The organism is Bacillus cereus group sp. N24 (assembly GCF_016483345.1).
GTDB classification, from domain to species: Bacteria; Bacillota; Bacilli; order Bacillales; family Bacillaceae_G; genus Bacillus_A; species Bacillus_A toyonensis.
In genome coordinates this window covers 123,010-135,606 of sequence record NZ_JAEHCA010000008.1, presented here as the reverse complement: position 1 = coordinate 135,606, position 12,597 = coordinate 123,010, and the positions used below count along the sequence as shown (strand labels likewise).

Here is a 12,597-nt window from a genome sequence, read left to right as displayed (position 1 = left end):
TTGAAATGCATGTTATAATTTGGAAAAATATATTCTTAATTTTTAGATAATTAAAAGGTGGTAGATTACTATATGAGTACATTAAAGAAAATTACTAACAATATTTCCAAAGTTATTATAGGAAAAGACGAATCGATAGAACTAGCAGCCATTGCTCTAATAGCAAGAGGACACATTTTATTAGAAGATGTACCTGGGACAGGAAAAACAACGTTAGCGAAAAGTTTGGCTAAAAGTGTGAACGTTAAATTTCAAAGAATACAATTTACAGCGGATACTTTGCCTGGAGATGTTATTGGCCTTGAATATTTTGATGTGAAGGAATCGGATTTTAAAACGAGGTTAGGACCCATTTTTGCAAATATCGTATTAGTGGATGAAATTAATCGAGCCGTACCGAGAACACAATCTTCGTTACTTGAGGTTATGGAAGAGCGTACTGTTACAATTGCGAAACAGACACATTCATTACCAGAACCTTTTTTAGTTATTGCAACGCAAAATCCACTCGAATCAGCGGGCACATTTCCGTTACCAGATGCTCAGTTAGACCGGTTTTTACTCACAATCCGCCAAGGTTATCCTACGAGAGAAGCTGAAAAGGAAATGATGAATCGGTTTCAAATGAATGATCCATTAGAAACGTTACATTCTATTATTTCAAGTGAAGAAATTATTACGATGCAAAAGCGTGCAAGAGAAGTGTTAGTAGGGAATGATGTGCAAGATTATCTCCTTGAAATTATTGAAGCAACTCGTAACCATGAGTTAATTGAAATTGGTGTAAGCCCTCGGGGAACGTTGGCATTTATGAGAGCAATTCAAGCACGGGCAATATTAAATGAAAGAGATTACTGTACGCCAGATGATATTAAGACGCTCGCTGCATCAGTTTGTGCTCATCGTTTAACGTTAACGATTGAGGGAGAGATGAAAACGACGAAAGAACAAATTATGAAAGAAATTCTTCATACGATTAGTGTGCCAGTGGAGAATGTACGATGAATCAACAGCTTGTGTATACACCTTTAGCGGAGCCTTTCGTAATGGGGGTTATGTCAGTTGTAGCCGTTATTTTAAGTGTATTTTCAAGTAATCTACTGTTTTTATCTCTCGTATTTTTATATGTAATTTTAATAGGTGCTATGCATGTATATATACGTAAAGTATCTCGTGTTGAATGGGAATACAGTCAAGGGAATTCGAACGTTTTTATAGGTGAAACGAATATGTGCAAAATGAAAATTTCAAACAAGTCGATATTTCCTATTCTTAATATCGTATTTCGATTTAAATGTGAAAATAAGCTAACTTGGAATCATGATGAAATAAACAAAAATCATAGTACAGGTTCAAATTATTATATGAATTTTAATTTAAAAGGAAAGGAGTCAGTTTCATTTGATTTGCAAGCTGTAGCGTTAAAAAGAGGCATCGCGAAATGGGAAGAAGTTGAAATTGTTATTACCGATCTCTTTGGATTTATAACGAACCATATAACATATAAACAAGTTGATACGCCCTCTTATTTAGTCTTACCAGCTGTTCCGAAAATACAAGTTCCGGAATTACAAGAATGGTCACGAGGATTTCGAAAAGCGATGTCATCACCGCTATATGATGAAACGAAAGTAATGGGAGTAAAGTCTTATGAAAACGAAGATTTTCGTTCCATCCACTGGAGTGCAACGGCGAAAACAGGGACAATAACTGCGAAAAAGTATGAGCGAACACAATGTGATAAATACGCGATTTATCTCAACTTGCAAAATAAAGGTGGTGTTTCTTTGCGAAATGATACAGAGGAACTAATCGAATTAACGGCGGGTATATGTAAACAATTGCTCATGCAAAACTGTTCATTTGAAGTATGGATCAATAGTGTAAAAGATAACGGTTTGCTACATATAAAAAATGGGGATAATCGGAAACATTTGCAAAATGTATTAAGGGTACTTGCCTCGATATCAGACCAAGATACGCCTATATCTTCTTCTTATTTTTACACAGCTGGTTTTCGTCGAAAGGAACTGGATGCGGTTCCTTTAATTATTGGTACTTCACCAAAGAAATACAGTAGAACGAATAAATGGATTGTAATGAAAGAATAAGAAGGGGCTTATGTCATGGTAAATAAAAAGCGGCATATGAAAGTGAAGTTATGGAGTGTAAGAACCTTAATCATACTTTTCTTTGCAATTAGTGCGATAACGTTATCACAAGGTGTTGTGTATGTACAAGACATAGTAAAAGAGCTTTTTTTCAGTAAGACTAAGACAATATCGGAAAGAAATTATGACTTTACTAGTATAGGTGAAAATTTTGATGATTCCGAAATAGATGAATATGAAGAAGTAGAAGATACAGGTATAAGAACGAAAACGGGTAGAAAATTTCAACCTTTCGAAAGAGAAAGTCTATGGAGTGACGTGCTTTCTGTTCTTTCAAATGTATGGATTACTATAGTTTTTTATGTGATAATCGCAATATCAATTATATATGCCATCTACAAGTATATTAGGAAAAAATTGACGAAAACAGAAATAGTACAGGAGAAAGAATCGATCACAAAGCAAACTGCGGTAAGAAGCATAAAGAATGAAAAAGTCATTCATCAGTTAGAACAGCCGTTACCGACAGATAAGATAAGAAAAACGTTAGTTGAATGGGAAAGAACATTACCATTTCATGAACAGAGAAGGTCCTATGAAACGATGCAACAATGGTTAAAAAGAATTTGTAGAACAAGGGATATTATCTCGTTATATGAGTCTGTTCGTTATGGTGAAAAGATGTATACGGATTTAGATGTGGAAGAAATAATGAAGTGGGTAGAGGGAGATGGGAAGGTGGATACATAAATCTCCACCTTTTCTTTTTTATATGGAAATTTGATTAACATGAATTATTTACTTATACTTCATTACATGTTAACCTATACTTAATTTTTATAAATTATAATTAATTTTTGGTTTTTTAAGGATGTGAAAATATAATGAAACTGGTATTAAAAAGCATACTTATTTCCTTTATTTTTTCTGCAGTAGGTATGTGTTGGTTGATGTTCTTGTTATTTAGAGGTGGCGGGGACTGGTTATTGTCTTGGGTAGGTGTATTAATGGCATATTTATCTTTATATACTTTAATAGATTTATATTGTAAAAATACATACGATAAAAAAATAAATAAATGGCTTATAAAAACATCGGTGACTAGTTTTAGTTTTGCTGTATTAGGAATCTCATTTTGTATCATACATGAGCTATTAACACCATGGAGTCTCAGTTTAATGGTGTGGTATTGGTTGCTAATGTTAGTATTATTTTTAACGACTATAATATCATTAATCAGTTTAGTATTTGTTAATCGTAAAAATCACAATTTCACCGTTGGATATAAAATGCTCATACTTCTAAATGTATTTCTTACATTGGGACCAGTATTATGGCCGCTATTACTTTCTATTATTGGAAATGGTATGAATGCTAGTGCGGGCTGGTAAAAAGGAATTTAGATTAGTTGTGTAAAGAATAGGATGACAAGTTGATATAGAATTTTAAATGTTTATGAGAACATGTTTACATAAAAAATGAAAACATGTTCTCTTTTTATTTGCATGCATAACTCTTCCTCAGTTTACCGTATTTAAATTTAAACGTAAGTATTTCGTAAGGAATGGATAAGAAAAAAGAGAGGTTTATCATATAGCATATAGGATGAAAGTATAGCTTGAATCAATCCGATATTAATGGAGGAGAGAAAGCCTTATGAAAAAATGTAATTCAATTAAGGTAGCAAGTTTTGCAGTTTTATTAGCGGGTACTACTCTATTCACGCCAGGTTTTACTGTGAAGGCAGAGTCAGCCCAAAATATTTCTAATGCGTCACAAGTACATGATCAAAAGAATCGGAATACATGGAAACAAGTAATGCAGGAAACAGTACAGCTTGGCGCTGTAGGAATATTAGCTAAGGCGTCTAACGACGGAAAAACTAGTAGTTATACTGCTGGTGTGGCGGATTTAAGTACAAAGAAACCGGTGAAATCAGATTATCGATTTCGAATTGGTAGTGTGACGAAAACTTTTACTGCCACGACTGTTCTTCAATTAGTAGGAGAAAATCGCGTAAAACTTGATGATTCAATTGAGAAGTGGCTACCGGGTCTCATTCAAGGAAATGGGTATGATGGCAATCAAATTACGATACGTCAACTTTTGAATCATACGAGTGGTATAGCAGAATACTTAAAGTCAAAAGACGCTGACATAATGAATGCGAAAAAAACGTATACAGCAGAAGAAATAGTGAAAATAGGCCTTTCTCTGCCTCCAGATTTTTCACCAGGTAAAGACTGGTTGTATTCAAACACAGGATACGTCATATTGGGAATGCTTATTGAAAAAATAACTGGTAATAGTTATGCGGAAGAAATCGAAAAGCGAATTATTGAACCTTTGGACCTGTCAAATACATTTTTACCAGGAAATTCACCCGTCATCCCAGGAAAGAATCATGCTCGTGGCTATGTGAAAATGGAAGGAACAAGTGAGTGGAAAGACATTACGTATTATAATCCGAGTTTAGCCAATGCAGCTGGAGATATGATTTCTAATGCGGACGATTTAAATACGTTCTTTTCGTCTTTACTCGGTGGTAAGTTACTGAAGGAACGCGAGCTAAAAGAAATGCTTACTACAGTTCCTGTAAAAGGAAAAGAGGTTGGGGATGGATATGGTCTTGGAATATATGAGACTAAACTCCCAAACGGTGTTTCAGTTTGGGGGCATGGAGGAGGAATTCCTGGATTTACAACTTTTGCCGGGGGAGTAATTGGAGGCAAACATACAATGGCCATCAGTATTAACTCTATAGGTGGGATTGATATTGTTCCGCAGTTTAATAAAATGATGAAAATTGAATTTAATAAATAGATGAAAAGAAAATGAACGGGATTTTGTTATAGTTGTATATAAAAGAGGTGCTTTTTAAAATTCGCAACTATGGACAGTAGTAGCATTTATGATAGGGCATCAAGTGTATTTCAAAGTGAAAATCAATCGTATAGCTTACGATAAAAATAAAAAGAATGTCAGTTACATGACATTCTTTTTATTTTAGATAAAAGAGGTATGTATATGATTCTGAAAATTGTTATTTTTGAAATCGTTCCATATAATGAAGGGTATAGGGGCATCAATAGGGGAGTTATGCATAGAAAATACTTTAGTTAGTTAAATATTTCTCGTTTTAATCAAAATAATTATGAGTTGATTTGGAGTTGAATACAATGGAACAAAATCATTTTAAATGGACTAACAAGCAATTACGAGAACATGTTGAAGTATTAGATGGTAAAAGAAGTCCACACATTTTATTAAGGAATGCAACATACTTAAATTCGTATATGCGTGAGTGGATGAAAGCAAATATTTGGATCTATGATGACCGCATTGTATATGTAGGAGAAAAATTGCCAGAGCAACTAAGTGAATGTGAAGTGATTGATTGCGATGGAAAGCATGTAGTGCCTAGTTACATCGAACCGCATGCACATCCATATCAATTGTATAATCCAGAGACGTTAGCGAATCATGCGATGCAATTTGGGACGACAACTTTTATTAATGATAATTTAACTTTATTTTTCACATTACAACGTGAAGAAGCATTTCGTTTATTAGATGAATTTAAAAAGGTTCCGGCAAGTATGTATTGGTGGTGTCGTTTTGATGGGCAAACTGAGCTGCAAAAAGGGGAATCTTTATTTAATAGTGAAGAAATAATAGAGTGGCTAAAGCATGACGCAGTTCTTCAAGGCGGCGAGTTAACAGCATGGCCGAAACTATTACATGGCGATGATGAAATGTTAAATTGGGTGCAGGAAACGAAGCGGTTACAGAAAAAAGTAGAAGGACATTTTCCAGGGGCATCTGAAACGACTTTAGCAAAGTTAAAGTTGTTAGGTACGGATTGCGATCATGAAGCGATGACAGGACAGGAAGCTTTCACGCGCCTTATGCAAGGTTATACTGTTTCCCTTAGAAATTCTTCGATCCGTCCAGATTTAGAAGTTTTATTGAAAGAATTACTAGAATTAGGTGTTAAGCAATTTGATAGATTCATTTTTACAACAGATGGTTCACATCCGTCATTTTATGAAAACGGAATGACGAATAGATTGATAGAAATAGCGATTGAGCAAGGAATTCCGGCAATAGATGCTTACCATATGGCAAGCTATAACATTGCTCGTTATTATAATATGGAGCATTTACATGGCTCCATTGCGACAGGGAGAATCGCCAATATTAATATTTTGGAAAGTAAAGAAAATCCGGTGCCAATTAGTGTAATTGCAAAGGGAAAATGGGTGAAGCGTGACGGAGTAAACAAAAATAAATCATTACATATAAACTGGAGTGAATTTAAAGTAACCCCATTATCATTAGACTGGTCTATAGAAAAAGAACATATGATTTTTTCTAATAAAACGGGTATACACTTGTTAAACAATGTTATAACAAAACCATATGTTAGCGAAATCGACTTAGACTGTGATGAACTTTCCATGGAACATGATGAATGTTTCCTAATGATGATTGCCCGCGATGGTACTTGGCGAGTGAATACAGTTGTGAAAGGTTTTGTAAATGAATTAGGAGGTCTTGCAAGTTCTTATTCTGGTACAGGCGACATCATTCTTATCGGAAAAAGGAAAGAAGATATGTTTACAGCTTTTCGTAGAGTAAAAGAGCTCGGTGGTGGAATGGTCATAGCAGAAAACAATGAAGTGTTACACGAAATTGCATTACCTTTACTCGGGATTATGTCCGATTTAAAAATGAGCGAATTAATACAAGAAGAGAAAAAGATGGTGAAATTACTACAAGAGCGAGGCTATGTTTATAACGATCCGGCATTTACCATTTTATTTTTTTCTGCGACGCACTTACCTTTTATACGAGTAACACCTATAGGATTATATGATGTGAAAAGTAGTAAGGTAGTTGCCCCGCCCGTGAATTTGATAAAGCAATATTAAAAGGAAAGATCCTATAAAAATTTTATTTTATAGGATCTTTCTTATTATTAGCATAAGAATATTGTAAGCCTCAAATGATATAGTATCTAAATCATTTGAGGTGATATGTAAATATGAAAAAAATATTTTACATTTTAAGCATATTTATTCTGTGTGTATCGATACAACACGTTGTACATTCCCAATCAGATGCACCAAGGTTATCTTCGGATTGTCTTGAAGAAAGGAAAATTCGAGATGAAAAGTATGTGAAGAATATAATACAGGACATTAAATCCACATTTAATTTAAATATTGATGAACATAGTTTTTGGGAAGTAAGTAAAAGAGATTTGGAGGCTGCCCATTTGATGTATGGTGGAAAGGAAAATGATTCTTATTATAATTCGCTAACTAAAATTTATGATAGTGGTGGATTTAGCGAGCAGCCGAGCTTATTTGTAAGGGCGCAAGAGGCATTTTTACTTTATAAAGAAAACGATAATATCAATGTAATGAAACGCCTAAAACTAGACGTTGAAAAAGGAGAATGGCTCGTTATAAAAACGAAAAAGAAGAAAGGGAAAAAAGTGAAATTCAAACCGTTACAATGTGAAAAGGATTATCTGAAAAAGAGAAATGAATAACAAAATACGTATTAATGCTGTTTTTATTCAACGATATCTTGCTGTTGAATTGAAATCGGAAAAGGTAAACAAACATATTAGCTTTATGGAATATGTTTGTTTACCTTTTTTTGAGAGATTTAAAAATTTGGGATGTTGTTAGTTGAAAATTATGTACTTGCTAATGAACTTATAACATTCAATGAATTTGTTCTTCATAAAAATTAGATTTTGTGTCAAATGATTTATACATTGTCGAACCACCTATGTATATTTTATTCTACAGTATTTATAAAAGAATGTTGGCTATTCATAAGAAATATGATTGGCACAGTTTTTGCTTGTATTACATGTAAGGAAGGGAGATTGTATGTAAGGAATCTGTACTCGTAATAGTATAAAACAAGCTACTATTGCATTATTGATCATAGTTGTATTTATAGCGGAACTGTAAATACATACAAATAAGTGTTTTTTTGATTTTAAAATTCAGAATTTTCTTTTAAATTATTAGGGGGCAATGGTATGGTTAAATATTCGAAAATTTCTAAGTGGATTCTTGGTGTTGGACTAGTGACAATAACATGTAATGGTTTGCAAATTCAAGCAGAGACAAAAGAGAAAAATGTGAAGAAAGTATTACAAATGGAGCCGGTAGGAATACAGAAATCTGTTGATGAATTGGCGCATCCTTCAAAAGTACAAGAAAATGCATCTTTTACAAAACGGTTAAAATTAGCGGATTTATCACAGCGTCCACTAGCACCAACCGATAATATTAAACCGTTAGCTGAAGAAAAAAAGTATTCGATGGCTGAGTTAAATCAATTAAATAACAAACAATTAACTGATCTTCTTGTGACAATTAAATGGTATCAAATTCCAGAATTATTTCAGTTTAATAGTGATAGTCTTAAATTCTATCAAGATGATAGTCGAATGCAAGCGATTATTAATAAACTAGCAGAACAAGGACAAGCTTATACGAAAGATGATTCAAAAGGGATTGAAACATTAGTAGAAGCTCTACGTGCAGCATTTTATTTAGGTTTTTACCATGATGAATTAAGCAAACTAAATGAGCGTAGCTACCATGATAAATGTTTACCGGCTTTAAAAACAATTGCAAAAAATCCAAATTTCAAACTTGGTACATCGGAACAAAATAAAGTTATTTCATCATATGGAAAATTAATTGGAAATGCATCGGCTGATGTTGAAACGGTTTTATATGCAGGTGAAATTTTTAAACAATATAACGATAATCTTGCAACTTTCATTGAAGACCGAACAAAAGGAGACGCAATATATGAGTTGATGAAGGGAATTGACTTTGATATTCAGACGGATATGTACACGACTGGAAAAGAGCCGAAAGATACGATGTGGTATCGAAATATCGATAACTTTATTAATGAAGTAAGTCGTTTCGCACTAATTGGTACTGTAACAGATAAAAATGGATGGTTAATTAATAACGGAATTTACTATGCTGGCCGATTGGGCAAGCTTCATAGTACGCCGACAAAAGGACAGCAAGTTGTTACAGACGCAATGCGAATTTATCCATATTTAGGAGAGCAATACTTTGTTGCGGCAGAACAAATTACTACAAATTACGGAGGAGTAGATGCGAACGGAAAAACAATAAATTTAGATCAAATTCGAGACGATGGTAAAAAGAAATATTTACCGAAAACATATACGTTTGATGATGGAGCAATTGTCTTTAAAGCCGGGGATAAGGTTAGTGAAGAGAAAATTAAGCGACTATACTGGGCAGCGAAAGAAGTACGTTCTCAATTTTATCGTACAGTTGGTAGCGATAAACCACTTGAAAATGGACATGCGGATGATGTGCTAACGATGGTTATTTATAATAGTCCAGATGAGTATCAATTTAATCGTCAACTGTACGGATATGAAACGAATAATGGTGGAATTTATATTGAAGGAACGGGAACTTTCTTTACATATGAACGTACACCAGAGCAAAGTATTTATAGTTTGGAAGAATTGTTCCGCCATGAATTTACACACTACTTACAAGGAAGGTACGAGGTTCAGGGATTATGGGGCCAAGGGGAAATGTATCAAAATGAACGTTTAACATGGTTTGAAGAAGGAAATGCAGAGTTCTTTGCAGGTTCAACGCGATTAAATAGTGTAGTACCGCGAAAAAGTATAATTGGTGGGTTATCTAATGATCCTGCAAAACGTTATACAGCATCACAAACATTAAATGCGAAATATGGAACGTGGGATTTTTATAACTATTCGTTTGCATTGCAATCATATATGTATAATAAACGTCCTGAAATGTTCGATAAAGTGCATGATTTAATTCGTGCAAATGATGTTTCAAGTTACGACGCATACCGTTCTGCATTAAGCAAAGATAATAACTTAAATGAAGAATATCAATCTTATATGCAAATGCTTATAGATAATCGCGATAAGTATACAATCCCACAAGTATCAGATGAGTACTTAGCGCAGCATGATCCAAAATCGCTTTCGGACATTACTTCAGATATTACGAATGAAGCGAAATTAAAAGATGTGAAAGTAACAAAGAATAAATCACAATTCTTTAATACATTTACACTACAGGGGACATATACTGGAAGTTCAGCAAAAGGAGAGATTGAGGATTGGAAAGTAATGAATGAAGCAACAAATGATATGTTGAAACGTATTTCAGGAAAAGAGTGGACTGGATATAAAACATTGACTGCTTATTTTATAAATTACCGTGTTAATCATGCTGGACAATTTGAATATGATGTTGTGTTTAGCGGAGTAAATACGGAAGAAGGTACGGCTGTAGAAAAAGAGCCGAATAATTCATTTGAAACAGCCAATCCACTATTTTTAAATACGTTATTAAGAGGAAACTTAAGTGATCAAGATCAGGGAGATAAATTTGTTATCGATGTAAAGGATCAAAAAGATTTACAGATTTCTGTTACGAACGAACAAAATCTTGGACTAAACTGGGTATTATATTCTGAATCAGATCTAAACAATTACGTAACTTACGCAACAAAACGTGATGGAAACAAATTGCTTGGAAATTATAATGCGAAGCCAGGAAAATATTATTTAAGTGTATATAAATATGGCGGGGGAACAGGGAATTATACAGTGGAAGTAAAATAGTTTACTATAGCTAGTTTAAGAGACTGCTAGTTGTATTTTTTAGCGAAGTAAAGCATGTAATGTTAAATATTAAACTACTTTACATATACCCCGTTTTAATTTGAGAACGGGGGTATATGTATTTTACATTTTTTTAATTTTCATAACTTCACTTGGTTTTGAAAAGAAAACAATGCATATAAATTTGAATTTCTGCCCGTAAACCATGTATGAATTCATCTTCTTAATGCTCTTTCATTTTAGCCTCAATGCTTGCTTTCAAATTAGTTGATACCTTATCGAAATACCCCATAACCAACTTTTTAATATCATCAGATATACCTTTCAAATCATTAGCTAAATTTTCAGCAAGATATTCTTTTTCTATTGGCTTTAACTGCGTATAAAATTCACCAGCCTGCGTAAAGTCATCCTGTTTCGTTATAGGAGCTCTTTCAAGTTTACCTTCAACATACCTTCCATCACCGCTTGTTATTTGATTAGCAGGTGTCCAATTTTGCTGTTGGTTAATCGCTAATTTTCGAAATTCGGGTCCAATTCTTCTTCTTTGAGAATCGCTATAAATGTTAGCACGCCCTTGCAACATTTTATCATCAGATAGTTCTGCACCATCTAGTAAATTAGAAGGGGAGAAGGCGACTTTTTCTACTTGTTCCATATAATTTTCAGGGTTTTTATTTAATACCATTTTACCTACTGGTATAAGAGGGTACATCTTTTCATCCCATACTTTTGTATCATCTAGCGGATCATAAGAAAGATGTACTTCATCTTTTGGATCCATGAGCTGGACATATAAACCATACTCCACTGATTTACCAGCCTCAATTGCATCATATAAATCTTTCCCACTATAATCTGGATTTTCAGCAGCTAGTTTAGTAGCTTCCTTACTAGTAATGAATTGTACACCTTCAAAAGGATACCAATGATACTTTACGTACTTTCGATTGCCTTCAGCATTTCTCCAAACGTATGTATTTACACTATGTCCTGGGATGTGACGAAGACTTTTTACCGTACCGACATTAGAGTATAAACGGACAACAAAATGAATGGATTCGGGTGCTTTAGCGACAAAATTCCAAAATCTATCCGGATCTATTAAGTTATTTTTAGGTGAAGGCAACAACGCTTTAATCGTTTCAGGGAAACGTATCGGATCACGAACGGAAAAGACAGGAATGTGATTACATAAAAGATCGAAAACGCCTTCTTTTGTATAAAATTTTGTGGAAAAGCCGCGTACATTTCTAGAAGTATCTGGTGTTCCTTTCGTACTAACAGCTAACGAAAACCGTACCATAACAGGAACTTTCTCATTAGAATGTTGTAAAAAACTTAGCTTTGTATGTTCAGACATCGGATAGATCGTTTGAAAATAACCGAATGCCCCAAAACCTTTTACATGAACAGGTCTTTCTACAATTTTTTCATGTATAAATTCTTGTAACGTTTCATGCAGTACACTATCTTGCTCTAGTACGGGTCCACGTGAACCAACTGTTTGAGAGTGAAGTTTAGCTGGTTCAGTAAGTTCTCGATGTTTATTAAAGTCTTCTTCTAATAATTCTTTCCTATGTTTATCATATTTTTCATTCATCGATATAGCCTCCAAATTTTTCGTCGATTGTTACTAAATATGATTCTATAGTCCTAATTATGTATGACATGCAAAGTAACATACCGCTAGATGAAAAAAACACATATGTAGTGGACCTGTTGAAATAGAAGAAATTATGGAAAAATGAATATCGGAAAGAGAAAGCATACGTTTTACTAAAA

The 12,597-nt window shown here is 33.8% G+C and carries 9 protein-coding genes; 8 read left to right on the top strand and 1 reads right to left on the bottom strand.

Annotated features, from left to right (window positions below):
* Nucleotides 1-72: 72 nt before the first annotated feature.
* From JDS95_RS14465 to colA, 8 genes are all read left to right on the top strand, one after another.
* Nucleotides 73-1,005, top strand: a complete 933-nt coding sequence (locus JDS95_RS14465; RefSeq protein WP_000105672.1) for an AAA family ATPase — start codon at nt 73-75, stop codon at nt 1,003-1,005.
* Nucleotides 1,002-2,111 carry a DUF58 domain-containing protein gene (locus JDS95_RS14460; protein ID WP_085450327.1) on the top strand — a complete coding sequence of 370 codons (1,110 nt, stop codon included), beginning with the start codon at nt 1,002-1,004 and terminating at the stop codon, nt 2,109-2,111. The genes JDS95_RS14465 and JDS95_RS14460 overlap by 4 nt, the downstream gene beginning before the upstream one ends.
* 15 nt (nt 2,112-2,126) lie before the next feature.
* A complete protein-coding gene (locus JDS95_RS14455; RefSeq protein ID WP_085450326.1) occupies nt 2,127-2,861 on the top strand; it encodes a hypothetical protein in 735 nt (244 codons plus the stop codon).
* Between the two features lie 134 nt (nt 2,862-2,995).
* On the top strand, nt 2,996-3,502 hold the full coding sequence (locus JDS95_RS14450; protein WP_000780147.1) for a DUF3902 family protein: 507 nt from the start codon (nt 2,996-2,998) through the stop codon (nt 3,500-3,502).
* A gap of 265 nt (nt 3,503-3,767) precedes the next feature.
* Nucleotides 3,768-4,934, top strand: coding sequence for a serine hydrolase domain-containing protein (locus JDS95_RS14445; RefSeq protein ID WP_000710643.1), 1,167 nt, complete (start codon nt 3,768-3,770; stop codon nt 4,932-4,934).
* A gap of 356 nt (nt 4,935-5,290) precedes the next feature.
* Nucleotides 5,291-7,045, top strand: coding sequence for an adenine deaminase C-terminal domain-containing protein (locus JDS95_RS14440; protein ID WP_000437104.1), 1,755 nt, complete (start codon nt 5,291-5,293; stop codon nt 7,043-7,045).
* A 113-nt stretch (nt 7,046-7,158) separates the two neighbouring features.
* Nucleotides 7,159-7,671: a hypothetical protein gene (locus JDS95_RS14435; protein WP_000719363.1), complete on the top strand. Its 513-nt coding sequence runs from the start codon at nt 7,159-7,161 to the stop codon at nt 7,669-7,671.
* Nucleotides 7,672-8,175: 504 nt separating this feature from the next.
* A complete protein-coding gene (gene colA, locus JDS95_RS14430) occupies nt 8,176-10,812 on the top strand; it encodes a collagenase ColA (RefSeq protein WP_085450325.1) in 2,637 nt (878 codons plus the stop codon).
* A gap of 223 nt (nt 10,813-11,035) precedes the next feature.
* On the opposite strand, the gene JDS95_RS14425 is transcribed toward colA, so the two are convergent.
* Nucleotides 11,036-12,415 carry a catalase gene (locus JDS95_RS14425; protein ID WP_085450324.1) on the bottom strand — a complete coding sequence of 460 codons (1,380 nt, stop codon included), beginning with the start codon at nt 12,413-12,415 and terminating at the stop codon, nt 11,036-11,038.
* Nucleotides 12,416-12,597: the final 182 nt, after the last annotated feature.